Source organism: Streptomyces sp. CAU 1734 (genome assembly GCF_039888735.1).
Lineage (GTDB): Bacteria > Actinomycetota > Actinomycetes > Streptomycetales > Streptomycetaceae > Streptomyces.
The window spans coordinates 104770-129724 of sequence record NZ_JBDQQP010000018.1 but is presented as its reverse complement, the minus strand read 5'-3'; the positions used below and the strand labels follow the sequence as shown (position 1 = coordinate 129724).

General features: G+C 73.1%; 19 protein-coding genes. 8 read left to right on the top strand and 11 right to left on the bottom strand.

The annotated features are described in order from the left end of the window. Positions 1-628: 628 nt before the first annotated feature. Positions 629-1459 (bottom strand): nitroreductase/quinone reductase family protein, encoded by an 831-nt coding sequence (locus AAFN69_RS29330; protein WP_347731888.1) that lies wholly within the window; start codon positions 1457-1459, stop codon positions 629-631. A 1232-nt stretch (positions 1460-2691) separates the two neighbouring features. On the opposite strand from AAFN69_RS29330, the gene AAFN69_RS29325 reads away from it, so the two are divergent. Both AAFN69_RS29325 and AAFN69_RS29320 read left to right on the top strand, forming a co-directional pair. Beyond that, the gene (locus tag AAFN69_RS29325; RefSeq protein WP_347731887.1) at positions 2692-4437 is read left to right on the top strand and encodes a serine/threonine-protein kinase; all 1746 of its coding nucleotides are present in this window, start codon (positions 2692-2694) and stop codon (positions 4435-4437) included. Continuing rightward, positions 4434-5267, top strand: coding sequence for a hypothetical protein (locus AAFN69_RS29320; RefSeq protein WP_347731886.1), 834 nt, complete (start codon positions 4434-4436; stop codon positions 5265-5267). The genes AAFN69_RS29325 and AAFN69_RS29320 overlap by 4 nt, the downstream gene beginning before the upstream one ends. Here AAFN69_RS29320 and AAFN69_RS29315 read toward each other — a convergent pair. Continuing rightward, positions 5252-5863 (bottom strand): DUF2165 domain-containing protein, encoded by a 612-nt coding sequence (locus AAFN69_RS29315; protein WP_347731885.1) that lies wholly within the window; start codon positions 5861-5863, stop codon positions 5252-5254. The genes AAFN69_RS29320 and AAFN69_RS29315 overlap by 16 nt on opposite strands. Positions 5864-6044: 181 nt before the next feature. Between AAFN69_RS29315 and AAFN69_RS29310 the strand changes: the two genes are divergently transcribed. The 3 genes from AAFN69_RS29310 to AAFN69_RS29300 all read left to right on the top strand — a co-directional run bounded on the left by AAFN69_RS29310 (position 6045) and on the right by AAFN69_RS29300 (position 9523). After that, entirely contained in the window at positions 6045-7058 is a 1014-nt protein-coding gene (locus AAFN69_RS29310) for an SPFH domain-containing protein (protein WP_347731884.1), read from the top strand. Continuing rightward, entirely contained in the window at positions 7055-8014 is a 960-nt protein-coding gene (locus tag AAFN69_RS29305) for a hypothetical protein (protein WP_347731883.1), read from the top strand. The genes AAFN69_RS29310 and AAFN69_RS29305 overlap by 4 nt, the downstream gene beginning before the upstream one ends. Positions 8015-8596: 582 nt before the next feature. Continuing rightward, positions 8597-9523, top strand: coding sequence for a S1 family peptidase (locus tag AAFN69_RS29300; protein ID WP_347731882.1), 927 nt, complete (start codon positions 8597-8599; stop codon positions 9521-9523). Between the two features lie 234 nt (positions 9524-9757). On the opposite strand, the gene AAFN69_RS29295 is transcribed toward AAFN69_RS29300, so the two are convergent. From AAFN69_RS29295 to AAFN69_RS29285, 3 genes are read right to left on the bottom strand one after another with little or no spacing between them, the layout of a single operon-like run. Next, on the bottom strand, positions 9758-10606 hold the full coding sequence (locus AAFN69_RS29295; RefSeq protein ID WP_347731881.1) for an amino acid ABC transporter ATP-binding protein: 849 nt from the start codon (positions 10604-10606) through the stop codon (positions 9758-9760). Positions 10607-10633: 27 nt separating this feature from the next. Continuing rightward, positions 10634-11464 carry an amino acid ABC transporter permease gene (locus tag AAFN69_RS29290; protein ID WP_347731880.1) on the bottom strand — a complete coding sequence of 277 codons (831 nt, stop codon included), beginning with the start codon at positions 11462-11464 and terminating at the stop codon, positions 10634-10636. Next, a complete protein-coding gene (locus AAFN69_RS29285; RefSeq protein WP_347731918.1) occupies positions 11431-12231 on the bottom strand; it encodes an ABC transporter substrate-binding protein in 801 nt (266 codons plus the stop codon). Before AAFN69_RS29285 ends, AAFN69_RS29290 begins: the two co-directional genes overlap by 34 nt. Positions 12232-12806: 575 nt before the next feature. Here AAFN69_RS29285 and AAFN69_RS29280 point away from each other — a divergent pair. Continuing rightward, positions 12807-13223 (top strand): hypothetical protein, encoded by a 417-nt coding sequence (locus AAFN69_RS29280; RefSeq protein WP_347731879.1) that lies wholly within the window; start codon positions 12807-12809, stop codon positions 13221-13223. Positions 13224-13349: 126 nt separating this feature from the next. Then, positions 13350-15629, top strand: coding sequence for a protein translocase subunit SecD (secD, locus tag AAFN69_RS29275; protein WP_347731878.1), 2280 nt, complete (start codon positions 13350-13352; stop codon positions 15627-15629). Between the two features lie 57 nt (positions 15630-15686). Here secD and AAFN69_RS29270 read toward each other — a convergent pair whose 3' ends face one another. From AAFN69_RS29270 to ligA, 5 genes are all read right to left on the bottom strand, one after another. Further along, positions 15687-16196, bottom strand: coding sequence for a GNAT family N-acetyltransferase (locus AAFN69_RS29270; RefSeq protein WP_347731877.1), 510 nt, complete (start codon positions 16194-16196; stop codon positions 15687-15689). 10 nt (positions 16197-16206) lie between these two features. Next, the gene (locus tag AAFN69_RS29265) at positions 16207-16605 is read right to left on the bottom strand and encodes a VOC family protein (protein WP_347731876.1); all 399 of its coding nucleotides are present in this window, start codon (positions 16603-16605) and stop codon (positions 16207-16209) included. 251 nt (positions 16606-16856) lie between these two features. Further along, positions 16857-17579 (bottom strand): siderophore-interacting protein, encoded by a 723-nt coding sequence (locus AAFN69_RS29260; protein WP_347731875.1) that lies wholly within the window; start codon positions 17577-17579, stop codon positions 16857-16859. Positions 17580-17741: 162 nt separating this feature from the next. After that, a complete protein-coding gene (locus tag AAFN69_RS29255) occupies positions 17742-18995 on the bottom strand; it encodes an acyl-CoA thioesterase/bile acid-CoA:amino acid N-acyltransferase family protein (protein ID WP_347731874.1) in 1254 nt (417 codons plus the stop codon). Between the two features lie 89 nt (positions 18996-19084). Continuing rightward, positions 19085-21268, bottom strand: a complete 2184-nt coding sequence (gene ligA / locus AAFN69_RS29250) for an NAD-dependent DNA ligase LigA (RefSeq protein ID WP_347731873.1) — start codon at positions 21266-21268, stop codon at positions 19085-19087. A 535-nt stretch (positions 21269-21803) separates the two neighbouring features. Between ligA and AAFN69_RS29245 the strand changes: the two genes are divergently transcribed. Further along, on the top strand, positions 21804-23243 hold the full coding sequence (locus AAFN69_RS29245) for a SpoIIE family protein phosphatase (protein WP_347731872.1): 1440 nt from the start codon (positions 21804-21806) through the stop codon (positions 23241-23243). Positions 23244-23337: 94 nt separating this feature from the next. Here the strand turns inward: AAFN69_RS29245 and AAFN69_RS29240 are convergent, their stop codons facing one another. Then, positions 23338-24831, bottom strand: coding sequence for a hypothetical protein (locus AAFN69_RS29240; protein WP_347731871.1), 1494 nt, complete (start codon positions 24829-24831; stop codon positions 23338-23340). Between the last annotated feature and the right edge of the window lie 124 nt (positions 24832-24955).

Sequence of the window (24955 nt, the reverse complement as noted above, 5' to 3'; positions counted from 1 at the left end):
GGGTAGGTGGTCTGTACCAATCGCGAGAAGAGATCTAGCCCATGCCGGGGGGTGCACACAAGAGGCCGGGCATCATGAAGTGGCCCGGCCTTATTGCCAGTTGATGGAGTGTCAGCAGATCCGGCCGCAGCGGCACGTCCTGCGGAATGCCGCCGTCGCGGCAGTGGTCCGCCTCACCGGGCGCGCCGACGCGTGCCACCGCGTCGAACCCGGCCGCGCCCGCGGCGACCTTGACGGCCTTCAGGGCGCGGCCCCCGTGCGGTTCGGTGACACCGGTGCGGGAGAGACCGGCTCCCGCTCGGCAGCGGAAAGTTCATGACGCCGTAACACCACACCACACCCCGCGATCCGCCAATGGTGATGGTCCGAGGACACCACCCGGGAGCGGCGGCCGTCCCCCTCGACATCGTCCGCCACTCCCGGCTCCTCCCGGAGCTCGTGGCACCGGACGGCACCGTCCACGAACTCGAGCACCCGGACGACACGGCACCGCTCGCCGCCACTCACACCGCGGGCCTCTCCCCGGAGGCGCCGAACGGCACCCGACGACCGCGGGCACGGGACACCGCCCCCGGCGCGGGAGCCGGATCAGCGTCTGGAGGACGAGCGCCCGCGCCCCCCGGACGGCCTAGGCACCCAGCAGCGGCAGCAACTGCTCCTCCTCGTGGCGCAGATGGGCCTCCAGTTCGCCGGTGAGGCGTTCGACCTCGGCGATGGCGGTGTCCCGGTCGGCCTTCTCGTCGGAGATGACCCGCTCCAGATCGGCGAGGAGCGCGGCGATCGTCCGGTGCTCCTCCCGCAGCCGGGCGAGCACCGGGGCCAGTGCCGGATGTCCGGCGCCCAGCATCGGGAACATCATCGTGTCCTCTCCCGTGTGGTGGTTGTGCAGCCCCTGGCAGAAGGTCAGGCAGTTCACGCGGAGCTGCGCACCGATTCCGGGGCCCGAGGCGGCCATCTCGTCCCGGATCAGGGCGAGTTCGCGGCGGAGTCCGTTGTGGACGAGGCGGATGGCCTCAGCCGCGGAGGCGGCGGCCACCTTCGGCGGTCCGGGGATCTCCTTCAGCGCCACCACGGGAATGATCCGCTCCGTGCGCTCCTGGTACTCCGCCCATCCCGGGTCGGACTCCACGGCACGGGCGAAGGCGCGGTCGCGCTCCGGGCCGGTGAGTGTCTCCGCCTCCGCCTCATAGGTGAAGACCCCGCTCTCGACCGTGACCCGGGGGGTGGCGCGCAGATTGTGGTACCAGGCCGGATGCCGGGGCGCGCCCCCGGCGGAGGCGATCACGAGCACCCGCGCGCCGCCGTCGGGGAGGTAGCCCACGGGGGTCGTACGGGGCCTGCCCGACCGGGCGCCGGTCGTGGTCAGCAGGAGCAGCCGCGCTCCTTCGAAGTGTCCCCCGACCCGGCCCTCATTGGCCCGGAACTCCTCGATGATCCGCTGATTGAAATCGTTCGGCATTCGCTGCTTTCTCTGTCGGTGGCACCGCGCCCGGGTCTCTTCCCGGGCATGGCGAATAGCCGCCCCGGCGGGGCGGAGGGAATGGCGCTGTGACACCACACGGAATTCGCCGTGACGAAGGTGTGGTGGAGGTGTGGTTCGGTGGCAGGCAAAGGGGTCCGTGCCGCTCGGGGCGGACATGGGGACCCATGAGAAAACACTGCCGGAAGCCGGAGGAGCGCGTCAGAACGCGGAGAAGTCACGCGCAGCGCGCTTGTACAAAGCAGAAGGCGGGGCTCTCACCCGCCTCGGAGTCACTCCGAGGCCGGGAACCCAACTCGATTCTGGCCCATGGCCGACCCGGCAGTCACAGAGAAAACCCTATCCCCGCGAACTGTTCTTTGGCAACGCCGAATTCGACCGGCCGTGGTGCGAAGGCTTGGATTTCCGCCGGGGAATCGGTCCGGGCGCCCGGAACCGGGCGGGCCCGCCGCGTCCGGTGCCGTCACCCCCCCCTACCGGTCACCCCCTTACCGGTCGTCCCCGCCCCGCCGGCTCCGGCACCACGCGGGCGATGGCGGACGGAAGGGCTCCGGGGTTCGAGCGGCGCTTTCGAGCCATCCCGGGCCCGGGGGCCGGGCGGATGCGCCGGAGTGCCCGGGGAGGCCGGGAAAAGCCCCGCCGGGAGCGGCGGGGGGCAGGGGAGGGACCGCGGGTGCCCGGTGTCACACCGGCGCGCGGCCGGGCCGGGAACACAGCGGGCCCGCCGGCCGTTGAACGGTATGCGGCTGCGGAGGGGACAGTGTCCCCGGGCCCACCCATTGCCCATGGGGAAGATCGTTCGGCTGATACCCCATGGAGCGTTTCGCCGAGAGGCGACCGCCCTCCGTGTCCGTGCCATACCGCCCCGGCTGGTCTCCCCCCGTCCAGTCGGGGCTTCCCCTTGTCCGGGCGGCGCCCGCCGAGATCCACCGGCGCGTTTTTCCGCCGGGCGCCCTGGGGGATCCAGGGTCGCGAAGAGGCGGGCCGCACCCTCCGTGACCGCGCGATTCACCTCTCACGCGCTCCCGAGCGCCCCTTGATCACTCCTCCACTCCCCTCGGAATCCGCCCCTCCGCAGGAACCGGGCATGACTCGATTCATGTCTGCTGTGGGGAGCGCCGGTGGGCTACCGTGCGGCAGTCGTGTCCCGACCGCCGTGCCGCGGAGCACCCGGCGCGGACCGGAAGAGGGAGCCCGAGGAGGGCGGCGGGATGAACGACAGATGGGCAGTGCCCGGTTACGCGGAGTCCCGGGAGCTGGGGTCCGGTGCGAGCGGCCGGGTGGTGCTGGCCGTCCACGAGGCGACCGGTGTGCCCGTGGCGGTCAAGTATCTCGCCGCACGGCTGCGGACCAATGCCGCCTTCGTGCGGGGTTTCCGCGCCGAGGCCCGGTTACTCGGGGAGCTCAGCACTCCGTATGTGGTCCGGCTGTACGAGTACGTCGAGGGGCCGCACGGCGCCGCCATCGTGATGGAGGCCGTGGACGGCGTCGCGCTGCGCGCACTGCTCCGCGAGGAGGGCTCGACGGGCCCGGAGGCGGCGCTGGTGGTGCTCAAGGGTTCGCTGCTGGGACTGGCGGCGGCCCACCGGGCGGGCGTGGTGCACCGGGACTACAAGCCCGAGAACGTCCTCGTCTCGGCGGACGGCTCCTCCAAACTGGTCGACTTCGGCATCGCCGTGCCGGACGGGTCCGGGGCCGAGGTCGCCGGTACACCCTCGTACATGGCACCGGAGCAGTGGCAGGGCGAGCCCGCCTCCCCCGCGGCCGATGTCTATGCCGCGACGGCCACCTTCCACGAGTGTCTGACCGGCCGCAAGCCGTACTCGGCGGAGAGCCTGCCCGAACTGGCGCTCCGTCATATCGAGGCCCCCATCCCCGAGGAGGGGATTCCGGACGCACTGCGTCCGCTGATCGCGCGGGGGCTGGCGAAGTCCCCGGCCGACCGGCCCGCCGACGCCATGGCGTTCGTGGCGGAGCTGGAGACGATCGCCGGGAGCGCCTACGGGGCCGGGTGGGAGGAGCGGGGCCGGCGCGGGCTCGCCGCGCTCGCCGCCCTGCTGCCGCTGCTCTTCCCGTCGGCGGGTGAGTCCGCGGGCACCGCGGACTCGGCCACGACGGTACTGGGCGGCTCGCACGGCGCCGACGGGCCGGTCCCCGAAGCGGGCGCGGCGGCCTCGGCCGCCGGCGGGACGGCTCCGGGCGTCCGGCGGCGCGGGGTGCTGCGCCAGTCGGTCTCCGCCGCGGTCGCGGCGGCGCTGGCGGCCGGGCTGTTCGCGCTGGTGGTCGCGGCCGAGGGGGAGGACCCGCCCTCCCGTACCTCGGCGCAGTCACTCGCCACCACCAGTGCGGAACCCTCCGGGGAGAGCCCGCCGCCGGACGCGCCCGGGCCCTCCCCCGGCCCCTCACCCGGCGCGTCCGCCGTGCCGTCGCCGTCCGGATCCCTCTCCCCCGGAGGCCCGGCCTCCGTCCCGCCCCCGCCCGTGTCCGGCGGACCGCCGACCGGGCCGGCCCCGGGAACCTCCCCGCCGTCCGCGCGCCCGCCGTCGCCGCCCGCCGGCACGAGCCCGCCCGCGAGTCCCTCCACCGGCCGGCCGCCGAGCCCCTCACCGACCCGGACGACCCCGCCGCCGGTGACGGTGCGGTCCGTGACCGTGAGCGGGCTCCAGGACTCCTCCTTCAGGGCGGCCGGCGCGAGTGCCACGGTCGAGGTCACCACGGACGGCACGGGCCCGATCACCGTCACCGTCACCTGGTACAGCGGCAACACCCAGGGCGAACTCGGCACCGCGCAGGGTTCGGAGACCTTCCGCCGCAGCGGTGCCCGGCAGTACACCCTCACCCCGACCCACACCTTCCAGGGCGAGGGCTGCTATCTGGCGGTCCGGGCCACGACCGAGCCCGCGGCGCCGGGCGGCGGCGCATCGCAGCAGATCAGCCGGGGGTGCGGTCTCGGATGACCGAGCGTCCGATGTCCGCCGGGCCCGGGGCCGACCAGCCGGGAGACGACGACGGCTACAGCGCCACCGCGCTGGGGAGCCACTGGTTCGAGCGGCCGGGGAGTGCGGAGGGAACGGAGGAGCGGACGGATCCGGCGCCGGTCCGGGACGGCCTGCCCGCCGACGCGCCGGCCGACCGGCCGGGCGGCGCCGCGGCCACCGTCCCCCTCCCCCTCCCCCGGACCGATCGCACCGGGAGCCCCGCCCCGGCCGGCCGCACCCGGGGATACACCGCGGGCGCTCTGCCGGTGACCCACGAGCCGGCCGGTGCGGCACCGGACCGAGTGGAGGACGGGCTGCTGCGCTTCGGCCCCGGGGTACGGGCTCCGGCACCGGTCCGGCCCCCCGAGCCCGGCACCCTCGTGGCGGTGTGGCGCGGGGCCGCCCCGGGGCCCGCCCGGCGCGGTCCGCGCCGCTACGGCCTGGCCGCCGCCGTGCTGCTGCTGGTGCTGGCGGTGCTGCTGTGGCAGCGATACGGCAGGCCGATCGAGGTGGAGCAGATCGCCGTGCGCGCCGCCGCCCAGTCCATCGGCTGCGGGGGCACCGCCGATGTGGTCGCCGAGATCGGCACCAACGGCCGGCCGGGCACGCTGGTCTACCGCTGGATCCGCAGCGACGGCACCGTGTCGGGCCGGCTGCGGGAGGAGCTGCGGCGGGGGCAGAAACAGGCCCGCGTCCATCTGCTCTGGTCTATCCGCGGACGGGGCGACTTCCGCGCGGAGGCCGAGCTGCGCATTCTGTCCCCGACGCAGCACCGGGCCGGCACGGCTTTCGACTACCGGTGCGACTGACCGGTCTCCCGGCCCGCGCCCGCGCGGTCACCGGCGGTCCGGTCACCGCTCTCCCCGCCGCCGCGCGCGCCGGGCAGATGGATCACCAGCAGGACGAAGGCCGCCATCATCACATTGCGTCCCGCCGGCTCCAGTCCGTTCCAGTCGGAGGACTGCCACATCTGGAACCACTCGCCGCCGATGGCGATGAAGCCGAGCCCGAAGAGCAGCAGCACCATCGTCAGCCCGAGGGTGGTGGCACGGCGGGCCCGGAGGCCGTCGCCGCCGCGCAGGGCGCCGCCCCACAGCCAGGTGGCGAAGAGCAGTACGGCCGCCGCGGCGGTCTCCCAGACGATGATGGCCACATAGGCGATGTCGCTCACGGTCCGGGATTCGATCGCCCGCCACATCACGTCCTCGTCCCGGAACGTGGTGTCCATGGCGAGGACATGGCGGACGAATTCCCGGTTGGTGCCGAAGTCGGTGATGTTGCCGAACGCCACCAGCGCCATATAGACGGCGATGGTCGCCGTGAGCGCGGTCGCGGCGACCGGCAGCGTACCGAGAGCGAGCAGCCCCGACCCGCCGCCCGTGCCCCGTTGTTTCTCCCCTGTCACTGACACTCCTTCCGGCCTCATGCGCCACCGTGGACACAGGCCCCGGGCATCGTGCCACGTGGGGCGGGCGGCTGAACACCCGTACCGGAACTCCCCCTTGCGCCCCGCCGACCCATCTCGTCCCATTGACGATAAACGGGTGACTCCACTATCGTCAGAAGGACGAAAAAGGGGGATCGTCATGGCGGACATCATCAGGCGGCTCGGCTGGCGTCATCTGCGTTCCGCGCCCACCGCGCACATCCGTCACCACCGGCGCGGCAGACTCGTCCACGACGGGCCGGGGCTGAGTTTCTGGTACCGCGCGCTGAGCGCCGCCCTGGCCGAGGTCCCGGTCGACGACCGGGAGGAATCGATGGCCTTCCACGCCCGTACCGCCGACTTCCAGGATGTGACGGTCCAGGCGACCGTGACCTACCGGATCGGCGACCCCGCCGTCGCGGCGGCCCGGCTGGACTTCTCCGTCGACCCCGACAGCGGAGCCTGGCGCGGCGCCCCGCTGGAGCAGATCTCCACCCTGCTGACCGAGACCGCGCAGCAGCATGCGCTCGATGTGCTGGCCCGTACACCGCTGGCCGGGGCGCTCGCCGACGGAGTGGCGGCGGTACGGGAACGGATCACCGGCGGGCTCGCCGGGGAACCGCGGCTCGGCGCCACCGGCATCGAGGTGGTGGCCGTGCGGGTGGTCGCGATCCGCCCCGAACCCGAGGTGGAGCGCGCACTGCGGACCCCGGCGCGCGAGCAGATCCAGCAGGAGGCGGACCGCGCCACCTACGAGCGGCGCGCGGTGGCCGTGGAGCGGGAGCGGGCCATCGCCGAGAACGAGCTCGCCAGCAGGATCGAACTCGCGCGCCGGGAGGAGCGGCTGGTCGAGCAGCGCGGCACCAACGCGCGGCGGGAGGCCGAGGAGGAATCCGCCGCCGACGCGGTACGGGCCCGGGCCGAGGCGGCGCGCACGGTACTGCTGGCGCGGGCGGAGGCCGAGGCGGCCCGGGAGACCGGCGAGGCGCGGGCACAGGCGCGGGCGGCCTGGCTGCGGGTGCATGCCGAGGTGGATCCGGCGACGCTGCATGCGCTGACCGGCGCCCGGCTGGCGGAGAATCTGCCGCGCATCGACAGCCTCACCGTCTCGCCCGACGTACTGACCGGGCTGCTCGCCCGGCTGGGCGGACCGGGCGCCGGAGTGCGGGAGTGAGCCTCGCCCCGCGCGCGGTACTGGTGCACCGGACCAGTGAGTACGAGGAGTTGCTGGCCCGGCACGGCACGCACGGCCAGGCGGGGTTCTTCCTCTCCTCGCGGGGCCGCGCCATCGAGGAGCCGGCGGCGCGGCACCTCCGGGCGCGGCGGACGCTCGCCGAGGTGGCCGCCGCCGTTCCGCTGAACTGGCGTCAGGCACGGGTGGAGCGCGCCGATCTCGACCGGTTCCTCTTCGGCCCCGAGGACGTGGTCGTGGTGGTGGGGACCGATGGCCTGGTGGCCAACGCGGCGAAGTATCTGTCGGGACAGCCGGTGGTGGGGATCGACACGGAGCCGGGCCGGGGGCTGGGTGTCCTGGTGCGCCACCGGCCGGAGGAGACCGCCCGGCTGCTGGCGGCGGCGGTGAGCGGGAGCGCGGTCCTCGACGAACTCACCATGGTGGAGGCGGTCGCCGACAACACCGAACGGATCCGCGCGCTCAATGAGATCTATCTGGGCCGCTCCGGCCACCAGAGCGCCCGGTACCGGCTGACCGCCGGCGCCGGGACCGGGCGGGGCGGCCCGGGCGCGGACCCCGGGGCGACGGAGGGCGCCGGCCGGGAGCGGACCCCGGTCTCCGAGACCCAGGCGTCTTCCGGAGTGCTGGTCGGCACCGGAACCGGCGCCACCGGGTGGCTGCGGTCGCTCTGGCGGGAGCGGTCGAGCGGGCTGCCGCTCCCCGGCCCCGCCGACCCGCGTCTGCTCTGGTTCGTCCGCGAGGCATGGCCGTCACCGGCCACCGGCGCCTCCCTGGTGGCCGGGGTGCTGGAGCGGACGGACGTACTGCGGCTGACGGTCGAGTCGGACCGGCTGGTGGCCTTCGGCGACGGGGTCGAGAGCGACGCCCTGGAACTGACCTGGGGCCAGTCCATCCGGCTGGGAGTGGCCGAGACCCGGCTGCGGCTGCTGATCTGAGGCTTCCGGGAGGCCGCGGGGGCGGAACGGAGGGACCGGCCGGGCGCCGGGGCATGCAGTTTCGGCCATGGGGGCAAAGCAGTTGAAGACCCCTGAGGCTCCGCATATCGGCGCGGGGTCACCGGACCCCGGACCCCGGCGGACATCGGGGGCGGCCCGGGCCGGGGGCGGACGGTACGTGCGGCGGTCAGATCGCGGGAGGAACGGTCGCGCGCGGATGCCCGGAGGCACCGGCGGGCCGGCCCCGTCCGTCCTGATCAGCACAGACGGGAGAATGCGTTCCGCTTGACCCGGCCCGGGGAGTACGGAGCCCGTCCCCCGCCGGCCACGGGCACGGGCCCGGCGACTGAGCGGCGGTCAAGGACCGCGCCGCCGCAGCCTCGCCGGGGCGGGCAGCGCCGTCGGGCGGGAACCGGCGGGCCGAAAGCCGATCTTGTCGCGAGACCATCCGGAGCCCAGGATTCCTATCGCATCGATTGACAGGCACATGACTGATGGCCGTACCGGCCGCCGTCGGGCCCGTCATCGGCGCTGTCCAGGCCCACACCCCAGGGGCCACGGATCCCCCCACCGGAGGATGCAGTGACGATCAAGCGCTTCTCCCCCCACCGCACCGCGGCCGGGCGCGCCCGGCTGATCGCGGTCGCGGCCGGCCTGCTGGCGGCCTCCGCGCTCGCCGCTCCCACCGCGGGCGCCGCCGAGCAGAGCGGCACCGAGGCCGCCACGGTCCAGTCGGTCCGGCTCGCCCAGGCCGGCGACGCCGTGCTGGGCGCCGATGTCGCCGGCACCGCCTGGTACACCGACCGGGCGACCGGCAAGGTCGTCGTCACCGCCGACCAGTCGGTGTCCGCCGCGGAGATAGCCGAGATCCGCGAGGCCGCGGGCAGCGCGGCCGGATCGCTGGAGATCAAGCGCACCCCGGGCACCTTCAGCAAGCTGATCGCCGGAGGCCAGGCGATCCACGCGGGCGGCGGACGCTGCTCGCTCGGTTTCAATGTCCGCAGCGGCAACACCTACTACGCGCTCACGGCGGGCCACTGCACCGAGATCGGCAGCACCTGGTACACGAACTCCTCCAACACCACCCTGCTGGGCACCCGGACCGGATCGAGCTTCCCGGTCAATGACTACGGCATCATCCGGCACTCCAGCGCCTCGGCCGCCGATGGCAGAGTCTGGCTCTACAACGGCAGTTACCGGGACATCACCTCGGCCGCCAACGCGACCGTGGGCCAGTCCGTACAGCGCAGCGGCAGCACCACCGGGCTCCGGAGCGGGCGCGTCACCGGGCTCAACGCCACCGTGAACTACGGCGGCGGAGACGTGGTGTACGGGATGATCCAGACCAACGTCTGCGCCGAGCCCGGCGACAGCGGCGGCTCGCTCTTCTCCGGCACCACCGCGCTGGGACTGACCTCCGGCGGCAGCGGCAACTGCTCCACGGGCGGCACGACCTTCTTCCAGCCGGTCACGGAGGCACTCAGCGCCTACGGCGTGAGCGTGTACTGACGGACCGGGACCGGGCCGCCCCCCACAGGCCCGGAGTGACCGCATGAGCCGTACGGCCGGCAGAGTCCGTACGGCTCATCGGCGGACGGCCGGTGGTCCCCGCTCCCGGCGGGGGCCACCGGTCCGGCCGTACGGGACCGGTCCCGCGCGACCGGTCCCGTACGCGAGCGCCTTGCGCGCGCCTCGCGGCGGGTCCCGTACGCCGGTCCCTTGCGCGAGTCACGGGCGGCGCGGTCAGCCGCCGGAGCGGGGGGACTTCCGCGAGCGGGGCGGCGGCCCGTCCGCCGGTGCGCCGGGGGCGGAGACGGACGGCCGGGTGCCGGCCGGGTCCAGCACCCGGTCGAGGAAGTTGCGCGTCCGCTCATGGCCCGGCGCGCCGATGACCCGCGCGGCCGGCCCCTCCTCCACGATCACCCCGTCGTCCATGAAGATCACCCGGTCGGCGACCTCGCGCGCGAAGCTCATCTCATGGGTGACGACCATCATGGTCATCCCGTCGGCGGCCAGCAGCCTCATCACGGAGAGCACCTCGCCGACGAGTTCCGGGTCGAGCGCCGAGGTCGGTTCGTCGAAGAGCATCACCTCCGGGTCCATCGACAGCGACCGGGCGATGGCCACCCGCTGCTGCTGGCCGCCGGAGAGCTGGGCCGGGTAGGCATGCGCCTTCTCGGCCAGCCCGACCCGTTCCAGATTCCGCCTGGCGACGGCCGCCGCCGCAGCCTTGTCCCGGCGCAGCACCCGGCGCTGCGGCAGGGTCAGATTCTCGGTCGCGGTGAGATGCGGGAACAGATTGAACTGCTGGAAGACCATGCCGATGCGGCGGCGCACCGCGTCGATGTCCACCTCGGGGTCGGTGACCTCCCGGCCGCCGACCAGGATCCGTCCCCGGGTCGGCTCCTCCAGCAGATTCACACAGCGCAGCAGGGTCGACTTGCCCGATCCGGACGGGCCGATCACACAGACGACCTCACCCCGGGCGACGTCCAGATCGATCCCCCGCAGCACCGCGTTCTCCCCGAAGGACTTGTGCAGCTCGCGGATCCGGATCTCCGGCCCGGGCGCCGGTTCCGTGTGCGGTGCCATGGTGGTCCTCACTTGGCGTCGTGGTCGTCACCTGGCGCTGTCGGCACGGGCCTCCAGGCGGCGCACCACCAGACTCAGCGGTACGGTCACCAGGAGGTAGCACAGGCCGGCGACCAGGATCGGGGTGGAGTTGGCGGTCTGGCTGGCGAGATCCCGGCCGAATTTGGTGAGCTCCCGCTCCTCCAGCGTGACACCGAGGAAGAGCACCAGCGAGGAGTCCTTGAACAGCAGGACCAGTTCGTTGGTGAGCGGCGGAATGATGATCCGGAACGCCTGGGGAATGATCACCGAGACCATGGCCCGGGTGTGGGAGAAACCGAGCGACCGGGCGGCCTCCATCTGCCCTCTGGGCACCGCCTGGATTCCGGCCCGGATCGTCTCCGCCATGTACGCGGCGGCGACCAGGCCGAGGCCGAGCGCGACCTTTCCATAGGTCCCCCCGGGAATCTCGGTTCCGGGAAAGGCCAGCGGCACCGCCACACCGACGAAGATGAAGATCAGCAGGGCGGGCAGGCCGCGGAAGAACTCGATGTAGACGGTGGCCGCCCAGCGGTAGGGCGCCACCGACGAGAGCCGCATCAGCGCGATGACCAGACCCAGCACCAGTCCGAAGACGAATCCGGAGAGGGTGTAGATCACCGTGTTGCGCAGGGCGATGGTGATGATCTCCGGGAAGAGCTCCCCGGCGAGATCGCCCTGGGCGAACTGATGCGCCAGCCGGCCCCAGTCGGCGCCGATGCCGACCAGGGCGATGACCAGCACGAAGAGGGCGTACTGAAGGCCGTGGAGAACCCGGCGGCGCTGCCGCCGGGTGAGACGAGAGGTCACGGGGTGGTCTTGGGCAGCGGGCCGATCCACTGCTCGAAGAGCTTGTCGTAGGTGCCGTCGGCACGGGCGTCCTTGATCACCTCGTTGATCGCGTCGAGGAGTTCGGTATTGCCCTTCTTGACCGAGAAGCCGTACTGCTCGCCGGTGTCGATGCTGTCGCCGAGTACGAACGCGGCGGAATTCGCCTTGTCCTTGAGCCAGCCCTGCACCACGGGATAGTCGATGACAATCGCGTCGACCTGTCCGGTGCGCAGTCCGTTGAGCACCGCGTCGGAACTCTCGAAGGCGACCGGGTCGAGCCCCTGCTCCTTGGCGTGGCTCTCCCCGGTGGTCTCCGCCTGCGCGCCGAGTTTCCCCTTCGCACCGCTCCCGGTCAGATCGGCGAGCGTCCTGACACCGCTCTTCCTGTCGACAAGGAGTGCCTGGGTGGCGTCGAAGTACGGGACGGAGAAGTCGACGTTCTTCTTGCGTTCATCGGTGATCGTCATTCCGGCCGCCGCGAGATCGCACTCGCCGGAATTGAGAAAGGCGCCGGTCTTGAAGTTCTCGAACGGCGTGTCCAGGATCTTCTGCTCGACGTCGAGCTTCTTCGCCACCAGATCGATCAGGGCCACGTCGAAGCCGACGACCTCGCCGTCCTTCTCGGACTGGAACGGCGGGTAGGGCAGATGGGTGCAGGTGGTGAGCTTGCCCTCGGCCACGACCGGTACGCCGCCCGCCGCCTCGGCCGCGCCCTCGCCGGAGGAGCAGCCCGCGGCCAGGAGCACGGCCGCGGCGGCACCGGCCGCCGTTCGGATGCCCTGCCCGGTGGTGCGACTGCGGTGTCCTGCGGCAGACCGGAACACGTGCGACCTCCATGGTGGGGAAGTGCGGGCACGGACGGTCATCTGTGCGAGACCGCCCGACGGAGATCGTAAGCACTGGGGCCACGAGGTGAGGGGCGTTCACGAGGCGTTCACAACTGACACGCGGGAGGGGACGCGAGCGGGACGGGACGGGGGACACGGAAGGGACGGGGACGGGACGCGGGCATGACGCGGACGTGGCCCGGACGGGACGGGGGACACGCTGACCCGGTCCTCCGGGTGGAGGTGCCGGGCGGCCCGGGGCACGCGGTCCGCCGCGTACCGGCTCCCGGGCCGGACGGCTCCGTACCGCGCCGGTCCGTCCCCACCCGGCGGGACGCGACGGCCGGGAACGGCTCGGACGGACATCGCGGGCCGGACCACACGGGGACGGCCCGCCCGTCCGGCCCGCCACAGCGCACCCCGCCCCCGGCGGCCCGCACCGCCGTGTCCCCGCGCGCCGCCGTCGCCTAGGCTGTGACGAACGGCCCGGGGCGGGACCGGCGGCCGACAGGGGAGGGGGACGTATGCGACCACGCGCACGCCTCCTCGTCGCGGGTGCTCTCTCCCCCATGCTGCTGGGTCTGTGGGCGGCCTTCGTGCTGTTCCTCGGAGCTCCGCCGGCCGCCTCCGGCGGTACCGGCGTCTCGGCCCCCGCCGCCGCTGCGGCGTCGTCCTCACCCGCTCGCGCGGAGACCGCGCACCGCGCCTCGTCCGTCCGGGCCGAGGTGCGCCGCGCGCCCGTCGCGGCCGTGGCGGAGGTCATCCCGGCCGAACCGGCCGGTCTTCCGCCCGCACCCCTCCCGGCGCCGCCGGCCGAGGCCGTGTCCCACCAGCCCCCGGCCGGCGGCGAGTCGGCGGACCCCCGGCGGGAACGCGCGCCGCCGCAGCCCGCCCCTTTCTCCCGGCACAGCAGAGCACCGCCCTCCACACCGAGCAGCTGACCTTCTGTCCGCACCCGCCGTCCCCGCCTGTGGCATGTCCAGGTCCGGGAGACGGGTGCGCCCGGTCCCCCACCCATTTCCGCGGACGCCCTCCGGGCGCTCCGCGTGCTGCCCGTGGAGTACGTCTTGTCATCCCGTGCCACACTCTGGCGCGCGCTCTTCGCGCTCGCCGTCATCGCCGTATCGGTGTTCACCGCGCTGACCGTCCCGCCCAAACTGGGGCTGGATCTGCGCGGGGGCACCCGCATCGTCCTGGAGACCCGGGACTCCCCCACCGTCCGCGCCGACGCCGCCGCGACCGATCGGGCGCTGGAGGTGCTGCGGCAGCGCGTCGACGCGCTGGGGGTCGCCGAGCCGTCGCTGGCCCGCTCCGGTGAGCGCCGTATCGTCGTCGAACTGCCGGGAGTCCGCGACCCGCGCGAGGCCGCCGAGGTCATCGGCCGGACCGCGCAGCTGACCTTCCACCCCGTGAAGGAGGCGACGGCGGGGCCCGCGAGCACCGCCGCCGCCGACGGTTCGCGGGTGCTGGCCGATCCGGACACCGCCGGGGGCTTTCTCTCCCTCGCGCCGCCCGCGCTGACCGGTGAGGAGGTGAAGGACGCCGAGGCGGTGCTGGACACGCAGGGCGGCCTCGGCTGGACGGTCGATCTCACCTTCCGGGGGGACGGCGACAAGTGGGCCGGCGTCACCGGTGCGGCGGCCTGCGCCCAGCCGGGCGATCCCGCGCGCCGGGTCGCCATCGTGCTCGACGGAGCGATTGTCTCGGCGCCCGGTATGGAGGGTTCGGTGCCGTGCGGGGCCGGGATCACCGGGGGATCGGCCCGGATCACCGGTGATTTCGGCGGCGACGAGGCACGCGATCTGGCGGCGCTGGTCAAGGGCGGCGCGCTGCCCGTGCCGGTGACGGCGATCGAGCAGGATGTGGTGGGACCCACCCTCGGCAAGGACGCCATCAGGGCGAGCGCGCTGGCCGCCGTCATCGGGCTGGTGTGCACGGGGGCGTTCGTCATCGCCGTCTACCGGCTGGCAGGAGTGCTCGCGACGGTCGCCCTGCTGCTGTACGGGCTGATCTCCTACGCCGCCGTGGTGGCGCTCAACGCCACACTGACGCTCCCCGGGCTGGCCGGATTCGTGCTCGCCATCGGCATCGCGATCGACGCCAATGTGCTGGTCTTCGAACGCGCCCGGGAGGAGTACCGCCCGGGGGTGGATCCGCGCCGTCCGCTGCGGACCGGTTTCCGCAAGGCGTGGAGCGCGGTCACCGACTCGCATGTGACCACACTGCTCGCGGCGGGGCTGCTCTTCGTCTTCGCGACCGGCCCCGTCAAGGGTTTCGGAGTGACCCTCGCCATCGGCGTACTGGCGTCGCTGGTCTCCGCGATGGTGATCACCCGGCTGCTCACCGACCTGACCATGGGCCGCAAGGCGGTACTGCGGCGGCCGGCGCTGACCGGCATCACCTCGGTGGGGCGGGTACGGCGATGGCTGGAGCGGCGGCCGCCCCGGCTGATGCGGCACCGGCGGCGCTGGCTCGCGACCTGTGCGGGGCTGCTGCTGCTCGCGCTGAGCGGGATCGGTTTCCGGGGCCTGGAGTTCGGTGTGGAGTTCACCGGCGGACGGCAGGTGCAGTACGCCGCCGAGCGGCCGGTGGACGCGGACACGGCGCGGGCCGCGGTCGCGGACGCCGGATTCCCCAGGGCGGTGGTCCAGAAGACCGGCGGGAACGGCATCACCGTGCGCACGGGTGAGCTGAGCAACACGGAGGAGCGGGAGATCCGGGAGGCGCTCACCGGGGCGGCCGGGAAGGTGACGGTGGAGCGCGATGAGCGGATCGGGCCGAGCCTCGGCAGTGAGCTGCGCACCCATGCGCTGATCGCGCTGTCGGTGGCGGTCGCCGCGCAGCTGCTCTATCTGACGGTGCGGTTCCGCTGGACCTTCGCCACGGCCGCGGTCGCGGCGATGGTCCAGGACGTGCTGCTGGTCGTGGGGCTCTTCGCCTGGCTGGGCAAACCGGTCGACAGTGTCTTCCTCGCCGCCCTGCTGACGGTGGTCGGCTACTCGGTCAATGACACGGTGGTCGTCCTGGACCGGCTGCGCGAGCTCCGGCGGGCGTTCCCGCGCGGGGCATGGCCGGAGCTGGCGGACCGGGCGGTGGCCCAGACTCTGCCGCGTACGGTCAACACCGGTATGGGCGCGCTCTTCGTCCTGGTGGCGCTGGCCGTGCTCGGCGGGGACTCACTGGCCGACTTCGCCGTGGCGCTGCTGGCGGGGGTGGTGGTCGGCATCGCCTCGACGGTGTTCACCGCGATGCCTCTGGCGGTGGCGCTCCAGCACCGTCATCCGGACCGCCCGCGCGCCGCGACGGCGCGCGGGCGCGACCGGAGCGGTACGGGGGCGGTCGTCTGACCGGTGCGGCCCGGGCGGGACCGGCCCGATCCGCGAGGGGAGACCCCGGGTCGTTTCCTACGGATCCGGCTGGGTGATCGGCAGCAGCAGTTCGGGGCGGTCCCAGGGCACGGCGGGCGGATTGGCCCGGACGGTGCCGGTGCGCCGGGCGCCCATGCCGAGGTAGAAGCCCTCGGCGGGCGGGTGGGAGACGATCCGCACGGCGGGGATCCCGGCGGCGCGTGCCTCGCCGGTCAGATGCCGGATGAGGCGGCGTCCGATGCCCAGGCCCTGTGCGGCGTCCGAGACGAACATCAGATCCAGTTCGGGCGGGCTGAGCAGCAGGGCGTAGAAGCCGAGCACGGTGTCGTCCGCGTCGACGGCGGTGAAGACCGGGTGGGTCTCGATGTAATCGGGCCCCACCCGGTAGCCGGCCACCATCGGCGCGTACCGGCCCTCGTAGGCGCGCGAACGGCGGACCAGCGCGGTCAGCCGCCTGGCATCGGAGGCGGTGGCCCGGCGGATCCGTGTCGCGTCCGGCCCTTGCCGGGTCGCCCGGCGGCCGGCGCCTGTCAGCTGTGACGTCATCGATCGAGTATTACACCTGCTGGTCGGCGACTGCCGTGAGGAAGAGACAGAAGGGGTGGCCGGCCGGATCCAGCAGGACGCGTACGTCGTCGTGCTCCCGGTCACCCGCCTCGGTGGCGCCGAGGGAGACGGCGAGCCGGGCCGCCGAGTCGAGGTCGTCCACCCGGATGTCCAGATGGAGCATCTTCTGCTGCGCACCGCGCACCTCGGGCCAGTGCGGGGGCTCGTACCCCGGCTCGCTCTGGAACGAGAGCCCGAGGGCACCGTCCGGGGACCGCAGATGGACCCAGTCGGCCTCGCTGGACCTCACCTCCCAGCCGAGGAGCCGTCCGTAGAACCCGGCAAGGGCATGGGCGTCCCGGCAGTCGATGACGATGCTCGCCAGCGACAGCCGAGGGGAGCCGGTCATGGGTGTGTCCTTCCGGGGTGCGGATGGGAGGGACCAGCATGCCGGGAGGTGTCTCACAGGACCAGTGCGGATACGGGGTTGGCCGGGCGGTGCGGGTGGCCCGCTGCCCCACTGGCCCGTCGGGCCCGGGGGACGGACCGCCGCACGCCCTGTGCGTGTGTCCGGCCCGGATGGCCGGAACCGGCGGAGCCCCGGACCGCCCCGGGCGCGCGGGCGCCGGACCCGCACCCGCGCGGCGGGTGTGCGCGCGGTCAGGCGGCGGCGCGCCAGTAGCCGAGCGCGTTCACCCGCTCCTTCGGGAGGCCGAGTTCCTTGCGGGCCCAGCCGGCGAGGGCGCGGGTCGTGGCGGTGTCGCAGGCTATCCAGACATACGCCTCCGAAGGGTCGCCCAGGAGGCCGGGCAGGGCGGACTTGACCTCGGAGACCAGGTGCCGGCCGCGGCGCGGCACGAGGTGAAGTTCGTGGTGGGCGGCCTCCAGCCGCAGGGGCAGTTCCTCGCCGGTGTCGTGGCCGGTCTCGAACCAGATGGTGGCGGGCACCCCGGGGAACGCCTCCAGAAGGGAGTTGACCGCGGGGAGGGAGGCGGGGTCGCCGATGACGAAGAGTCTGGCGGGGAGCGGGGCGGGCGCGGCGAAGCCGGTGCCCTGGAGGGTGGCGTCGACGGTGTCGCCGGGGGCGGCGGCACGTGCCCAGTCGCATGCGCGGCCGTCGTGCAGGGCGAAGTCCATGCCGAAGGTGCCGGCTTCGGGGTCCGGGTCGACCAGGGTGTAGGCGCGCTGATGCGGTTTGTCGCCGTTGTCGAACCAGACGCGGACCCACATGGTGGGGTGGACTCCGGTCCGGGCGAGCATGCCGCCGTCGGAGAAGTGCACCCGGCGGAAGTGCTCCGTGATCTGTTCGGCCCCGGTCACCGTGAAGGTGAAGTCCTTGCCGCGCATCAGTTTGAGGACGACGCCCTCCCAGCCGTGCCCCATGGACCGCTCCTCCCCGGTGGGTCCGGCTCTTCCTGGCCGCCGAACGCGCGAAATTTAGGTCAGCCTAACCTAACTTTCCACGGAGGGAAGCCGCCGGTGCGGAAGAGCCGCGGGCATCGCGCCGAGAGGCACGCCCGCGCCGGCCCGGCCGGCCGCCGCCGGTCAGGGGCGGGCGATGAGTTCGAGTATCTCCGGCCAGCTCTCCGCCCGGCCCTCGGCGTCGAGCGCCCGGGTACCGCCCAGGTCCAGCTCCTCGCCCTCCACCGGGTGCACGAACCTGATGCCGCCGGGGGTGTAGGGCCGCCCTCCGGCGGCGTGACCGGCGTCGGGGTGGAGGAGGGAGCGGTGCGGGCCCGAGACGCCGCGCTTGCGGCCGATGGATTCGGCGGACTTCAGGGAGTCCCAGAGACGGTCGTCCCCGGCGCCGATCGCGAGCACGGTGCCCCGGACCCGGTCGAGGGGTATCTCCTCACCGGGCTCCAGGCCCTTGCCGCGCTGGGTCCAGGCGAACCCGCCCTCGGGATAGCTGCCGTGGACCCGGTCCCCCGGGACCACGGCGATGGCGTCGCGCACCAGCTCCGGATAGCGCTGGGCCAGCAGCTGGGCGGCCTCGCTGCCCCGCGAGACCCCCACGACCGCCGTCTTCGCCGGGTCCGCGCCCCGCTGGGAGCCCAGCAGCCGGACGGCCTTGACGAAGTACTCCAGTGGTATGTCCTTCAGCGTCCTGGGCAGCCCGGGGCAGCGGAAGTAGCAGAGGGCCAGGGTCGGGTGGCCCCGGGAGGCGAGCAGTGCCGCCTCCCAGTCGTCGGCCGTACCGCCGTCGGAACCGCCGAGAAGAAGGACCGGGGCACGGCGCGGCCCGCCGGAGCGCGGCAGATAGAGGGATCCGCTCACCTTGTCGTCCGCCAGGGTGACCTCCCGCATCTCGACGCCCTCCCGCATCCACTCCCGGGTGAGCACCTGGGCCGTCTCGCTCCCGTCCGCCCGCCGTACGGAGATCCGCAGGGTGAACGACGCCTCCCTCGACGGATAGTCGGTGTGGAACCACTGCTCGTCGGGATCCCCCTCGGGCGGGACCATGGACCAGAACAGCCCCATCCCGTCCGCCTTCCGGTAGGTGCCCGACAGCGGCTGGGCACGGGTGAGGTCCACCGTGCCCGCGCTGTCGGCCCGGAAGACCGCCCTGCCCTCCCAGTCGGCGCCCTTCCAGTCGGTGGCGTCGGAGCTGACGGTGATCCTCTCCCCCGCGCCGAGTCCGCCGATCCGCACCCGGACCGGCTCATCGGCGAGCGCGGTCCGTTTGTCGACCCGGATCACGGTTGCGCCGCCGGCGGGCTCCGCCCGCGCCGTGCATCCGGTGGCGGCCAGCGCGATGACGAGTCCGGCCGACAGCGCTGTGCTCCCCCTGTGTCCCATGCCCTCAATCGTGCCGATGATCTTGCGAAACGACCAGCCGGAACGGCGTGATGACCACCTCGGATTCCACCCGGCCCGGGGGCCCGGACTCAGGAACCGCTCCCCGGGAAGTCCGCGACCATGAGCGCGAATTCGTCCGGGGTGGCCGTCCGGGTGCCCAGCTGCTCGGCCTTGGCCCGCTTGGAGCCGGCGTTCTCCCCGGCCACCAGGAGAGAGGTGCGCTTGGAGACCGTGGACGAGGACTTGCCGCCGGCCCGCTCGATGAGCTCATTCATCTGATTGCGGGTGAGCTTCTCCAGTGCGCCGGTCATCGCTCCCGTCACCACCACGGTCATCCCGGCGAGCGGACCGCCCGCGGCGGAGCCGGTGTCACCCGCGCTCTCCTCGGTCTCGGCGGCGGGCGGGGTGGCTCCCGGTTCGTCCATCCGGACGCCCGCGGCGATCAGCTTCTCCAGCAGCGGCGCCAGTTCGGCCAGTTCGGCGACGACCATCGCGGCCTTCTCCACCCCGATGCCGTCCACGCGCTGGAGGGCATCGGCGTCGGCCGCCCGGATCAGCTCCATCGTGGCGAAGTGACGGGCGATCCGCCGGGACATGGACCGGCCGGTGCCCCGCACACCCAGCGCGCAGAAGACCCGGGACAGCGGCCGGTCCTTCGCCGCCCCGATGGCCGCGAGCAGATTGTCGGTACTGGTCTCCCCCATGCGCTCCAGACCCAGCAGCTCCTCCCGGGTGAGAGTGAAGAGATCGGCGAAGTCGCTCACCAGGGCCGCCTCCACCAGCTGGACGACGCGCGTGGTGCCGAGTCCCTCGATGTCGAGCTGGTCGCGCCCGGCCGCGTACGAAATGGAGGCCACCAGGCGGCAGTCGCGCCCGCGCACACATCTCCACCGCTGTTCGGAGCTGTCGATCCCGGAGCCGCACTGGGGGCACACCTCGGGGAAGACGATCGGCAGCTCCGCGCCCGTCCGCAGATGGACGACCGGCGCCTCGATCCGCGGAATGATGTCACCGGCCTTGTGGACCATCACCCGGTCGCCGATGCGCAGATCGCGGCGGGTGATGTCGGCGGGATTGTGCAGGGTGGCGTGGGTGACGGTCGACCCGTCGATCTCGACCGGCTCCAGCACGGCCCGGGGCGCGATGGCGCCGGTGCGCCCCACATTCCACTCCACCGCCAGCAGGGTGGTGACCTTCTCCACGGCGGGCAGCTTGTAGGCGATGGCCCACCGCGGCGCGCGGGACCCGGAACCGGCGGCGTCCCGGTCCGCGGCGAGGTCGGCCCGGACGACGATGCCGTCGATGCCGAAGGGCAGCACGGGACGGAGCGCGGCGATCTCCTCGATCCGGGCCCGGACCGCCTCCACACCGGTCAGCGCGCGCGGCGGGACCTCGGTCTCCCGGGCGGTGTGGATTCCGAGGCCGGAGACATATGCCAGCAGCTCACTGTGCGGCGCCTCCGACAGCTTCCCGGTGAGCTCCGGCCCCGATTCGGCCAGCGGCAGCACGCCGTAGCCGAAGAAGGTCATCTCCACCCGGTACTCGCGGTCCCTCGCCCGGAGGGTCCCCGCCGCGCCGTTGCGCGGATTGGCGAACGGGGCGCCGCCGTGCTCCGTGCGCACGGCATTGGCGCGCTCGAACTGCTCCCGGGTCATCAGGACCTCACCGCGCACTTCGAGCGTGACCGCCTCGGTGAGCCGGCCGGGCAGTCCGACGACGGTGCCGATGGCGTGCGAGACGTCCTCGCCCGCGGTGCCGTCCCCCCGGGTGATCAGACGGGCGAGGCGGCCCTCCTCGTAGCGGGCGGCGACGGCGAGGCCGTCCAGCTTCGGTTCGACGCTCCACTGTTCGACGGGGCGGCCGATCCGGCGCTCCAGGGAAGCGGTCCAGCTCAGCAGCTGTTCGGGGGAGAAGGCATTGTCCAGGGAGAGCATCGCCGCGGTGTGCGGCACATCCCCCGTCGCCGCGCCGCCCGCGACCTTGCCCGTCGGTGAATCGGCCGCCACCTCGCCGGGGTGGGCGGATTCGTACACCGCGATGCCGCGCGCCAGCCGGTCGTACGCGTCGTCGTCGAGGTCGCTCTCCCCGTTCGCGTAGTACGCGGCGGCGGCACGGGCCGCGGTCTCCACCGCGGCCGTGTACGCGGCGGGGTCGGCGGGAACCTCCGCGGGGGAGACCGGCCCGCCGGCCGGGAGGCCGGCGGCCTCGTCGGGTGCCGCGGCGGCGGAAACCGAAGGCGCGGCGACGGCAGGAACAGCAGTGCGAATCGTCATGGTCCACATACTGACTCCCCCCACTGACAATCGCCGTGACCTGCGATTTCACCGGCAGTCGGCACATCACGCGGGCCACCGCGGCGACACGTACCACACGCCACGCCCGCCCCCTGGGCAACACCCAGAGTGCCTCCGGGCACCCCCGAACGCCCTCGAACAGACGGTGAACACCGTGTGGCCGGCGGAATCTTTCCCGCCCCGTCGGCCGGTCCCGTCCCGCCGGCCGCTCCCGCCCGGGATCCGGCGAACGTCCGGATTCCGCCGGTACCGCCCCTGCCGCCGAGCGGGTCCGCCCCGGTGTACGGGGCGTCCGGAGAGTTCCCCCGACTCGCCGTCCGGGCAGGCCGCTTCGCACCTTGGCCGGATCACGACCGCCTCGATCACCCCATGGGGACATATGACGGGGGCATCACCATGCCGAGTGTCGCCAAATCCCTTACGGGCCATCGCTCCCTGTGCAAGAGTCGTAACGGCCCATAGCTCAGACCGTGTCTCAGACCTGGCCGAGGCCACGCCTGTATCGGAGTACGACATGCCGTCCCAAGTGTTCGCGGACCGTCCCGCCCCACAGCCGCCCGACCGCGGCACCGTCGACGCTCTGATCAGCAGAACGCACCGGCTCCGCGGCGATCTGGACGCCGTACGGCGGAAGGCCGCCGCCGCCGAGGACGATCCGCAGGGCCGCTGGCAGCGGGCGCTCTGCGATCTCGCGGCCCACCATCTCGACGACCTCGGCGCCCACCTGGGTCAGCTCAGGGAAGGGCTGCCGAGCGGCGGCCCCGGGGACGCGTTCGACCGGGAGCTCACCCCGTACGAGGCCGACGGCGCCCAGCGCACGGGCTCCCTGCTCAGCCGTGTCGGCAGCGCCGAGTGGAATCTGCTCACCGACGAGGTGAGCTGGTCCGACGAGCTCTTCCGGATTCTCGGCCGAAGCCCGGCGAGTGGCCCCATGACCCTGGATGAGCTGCCGTCGGTGGTCTTCGCCGAGGACCAGGCCCTGCTCACCGCGATGGTGACGGGCTGTCTGGTCGACGGACGCCCCATCGACGGCGAGTTCCGGATGGTCAGGACCGACGGCCGGGTGCGCACGGTGCACATGACCGGGGAACCGGTGCTCGACTCCGACGGCTCGACCGCCTCCATGTGGGCGGTCTTCCGGGACGTCAGCGAATTGCGGCGCAGCGAGCGCACGGTGCGCGAGAGCAGGGACTCCCTCCACCGCCAGCAGCACTTCGAACACACCGAGCGGCGGCTCGCGGTCGAGCTCCAGGAAGCGGTGCTGCCGCCCTGGCAGGGGTCGCTGCGGGTGCCCGCCGAGGGCTCGGCCGAATTCGAGGTCGCGGCCCACTCCTTCCCCTCCGCGAACAGCGCGCTCATCGGGGGCGACTGGTACGACGCGGTCCGCCTCCCCTCCGGTGCCTGCCTGCTGGGGATGGGCGACCTCACGGGGCACGGGGTGACGGCCACCTCCTCGATGGCGGTGCTGCTCGGCGCGCTCCGCGGCATGGGGCTGGCCGGGGTCGAGCCCGCGCGGCTGATGGGCCATCTCAATGAACTGCTGGAGACCTCGCCGCAGCCGGCCCTGGGCAGTGCCGTGTGCTGCAGGTTCGACCCGGAGGAGGGTCTGCTCTCCTGGGCGCAGGCGGGCCACCCCGCCCCGCTGCTCTTCCGCAACGGGACGGGGCGCTCGCTGACTCCCCCCGACGGTGTACTGCTGGGGGCGACCTCCGGCGCCGTGTACGAGCAGGCGGAGACCCGTCTGCAACCGGGTGATGTGCTGGTGCTGCACACCGACGGCCTGACCAGGACGAGCGCGGCCGGGGAGTGCGACACCGACCGGCTGCTCGCGCTCGCACCGCGATTCGCCCGGGCCAGGGACGCCCGGGAGTGCGTCCGTGTCGTGGTCGACATGTTCGGTGCCGAGGGCCGGCGGGACGACGCCTGTGTGATGGTGGCCAGGATCGGCCCCTGAGAGCCCGCGGCGGCCCACGAGAGCCCCCGGGGGCTGCGGGAGCCGGGAAAGGCGGACGAAGGCGTACAGCACCGCGCAGGACGGCCGGAGGCGGCTACACCCCGACGATTCCGGCCTTCCGCGACGGGCTGTTCGGCAGGGCGATACGGATGTCCTGGCGCAGTTCCTCGATCTTCAGATAGCCCGAGTACTGGCCGGTGAGCCGGTACATCTCGCGCAGCCGGTCCCAGGTCCGGTGCGATGAGGTCTCCCCCATCGACACCAGGGCCAGCCTGGCGTAGCGGTCGGCCTGCTCGGGATCGTCGGCGATGAAACAGGCGGAGGCCATGGAGATGTAGTCGAAGATCTTCGACCGCTGCCGCCCCCCTTCCCGCAGCTCCAGGGCCTTGCGGGCATGGCGCTGCGCGATGCCCGCGGCCGAGGGATCGTGCTCCGCGAGGGTGCGGTAGGCCAGGGCCTCCATGCCGTGCAGATCCGCCTCGTCGAACATCTGCATCCAGCTGGGCGGCGGCACATCGCCCGTGTCGGAGACGAAGAGCTCCTCCGCCTCGCCGAGGGTGCGCCGCATGGCCTGGCCGTTCCCCATCGACGCCTGGGCCCATGCCTCGATGGTGCAGAGCATCGCCCGGGTGCGCGGCAGGGTCCGGTCGCCCGAGCCGGACTTCGCGAGTTTCATCAGATCGAGTGCGTCGTCCGGGCGGCCCAGATGGACCATCTGCCGGGCGGCCCGGGACAGGGCCTCCCCGGCACGCGGCCGGTCCCCGCCCTCCCGGGCCGCGTGGGCGGCGATGACGAAGTATTTCTGGGCGGTGGGTTCGAGGCCGACGTCGTGGGACATCCAGCCCGCGAGGACGGCGAGATTGGCGGCGACTCCCCAGAGCCGCCGCTGAAGGTGTTCGGGATGACGGTAGGCGAGCATGCCGCCCACCTCATTGAGCTGTCCCACCACGGCCTTCCGCTGGAGCCCGCCGCCACGGGAGGCGTCCCAGGCGCGGAACACCTCGACGGAGCGCTCCAGTGCCTCGATCTCCTGCGACCCGATGGGGGCCGCCTCATAACGGTCGAATCCGGCGGGGTCGGCGTGCGGGGTGCTGTCGGCGTAGGGGATGTCCGGTACGAGAGCGGGGTCGCTGTGCAGCCAGTCGTGCATGGCGCTGCTGAGTGCTGTCCCCGCGGCGAGCGCGGCGCCCGCGCCCACCAAGCCGCGTCGGTTGAGCATGAGGTCCATTCCCGTGAATTCGGAGAGGACCGCGGCCGTCCGGTCGGGCGGCCACGGGAGTCCGTCAGGGTTCTCGCTTCCCTGCGCGTCCTTCCGTCTGCCCGCTCGCCCGCTCCGCACGAGTCCGAGGTCCTCGGTGGTCACGACACGGCCGAGCCGCTCGGTGAAGAGAGCCGCCAGCACCCTGGGCACGGGATCGCGCGGGATCTCGCCCGTGTCGATCCACCGCCGCACCCGCGAGGTGTCGGTCGCCAGCTGCGGATGGCCCATGGCCGCCGCCTGCCGGTTCACCAGTCTCGCGAGTTCGCCCTTGGACCACCCGGTCATGCCGAACAGATCGCTCAGGCGGGTGTTGGGTTCTCCGGTCACGTCAAGCCCCCAGGTTCTCGGCTGAGTTGACAGTAACCCTCCGTCAACCCCTCCTCCGACGCGCGGCGCGCATTCGCCAGGGGTTCGCCAGGGTGCGCCACATGGTGTGCCACCCGTTCGGTGG

What these genes read in the sequence shown, in the direction of transcription:
- AAFN69_RS29330 (WP_347731888.1), bottom strand. Translation starts at nt 1,459, where the DNA reads ATGCCGAACGATTTCAATCAGCGGATCATCGAGGAGTTCCGGGCCAAT.
- AAFN69_RS29325 (WP_347731887.1), top strand. Translation starts at nt 2,692, where the DNA reads ATGAACGACAGATGGGCAGTGCCCGGTTACGCGGAGTCCCGGGAGCTG.
- AAFN69_RS29320 (WP_347731886.1), top strand. Translation starts at nt 4,434, where the DNA reads ATGACCGAGCGTCCGATGTCCGCCGGGCCCGGGGCCGACCAGCCGGGA.
- AAFN69_RS29310 (WP_347731884.1), top strand. Translation starts at nt 6,045, where the DNA reads ATGGCGGACATCATCAGGCGGCTCGGCTGGCGTCATCTGCGTTCCGCG.
- AAFN69_RS29295 (WP_347731881.1), bottom strand. Translation starts at nt 10,606, where the DNA reads ATGGCACCGCACACGGAACCGGCGCCCGGGCCGGAGATCCGGATCCGC.
- AAFN69_RS29280 (WP_347731879.1), top strand. Translation starts at nt 12,807, where the DNA reads ATGCGACCACGCGCACGCCTCCTCGTCGCGGGTGCTCTCTCCCCCATG.
- AAFN69_RS29270 (WP_347731877.1), bottom strand. Translation starts at nt 16,196, where the DNA reads ATGACGTCACAGCTGACAGGCGCCGGCCGCCGGGCGACCCGGCAAGGG.
- AAFN69_RS29265 (WP_347731876.1), bottom strand. Translation starts at nt 16,605, where the DNA reads ATGACCGGCTCCCCTCGGCTGTCGCTGGCGAGCATCGTCATCGACTGC.
- AAFN69_RS29260 (WP_347731875.1), bottom strand. Translation starts at nt 17,579, where the DNA reads ATGGGGCACGGCTGGGAGGGCGTCGTCCTCAAACTGATGCGCGGCAAG.
- AAFN69_RS29255 (WP_347731874.1), bottom strand. Translation starts at nt 18,995, where the DNA reads ATGGGACACAGGGGGAGCACAGCGCTGTCGGCCGGACTCGTCATCGCG.
- ligA (WP_347731873.1), bottom strand. Translation starts at nt 21,268, where the DNA reads ATGACGATTCGCACTGCTGTTCCTGCCGTCGCCGCGCCTTCGGTTTCC.
- AAFN69_RS29245 (WP_347731872.1), top strand. Translation starts at nt 21,804, where the DNA reads ATGCCGTCCCAAGTGTTCGCGGACCGTCCCGCCCCACAGCCGCCCGAC.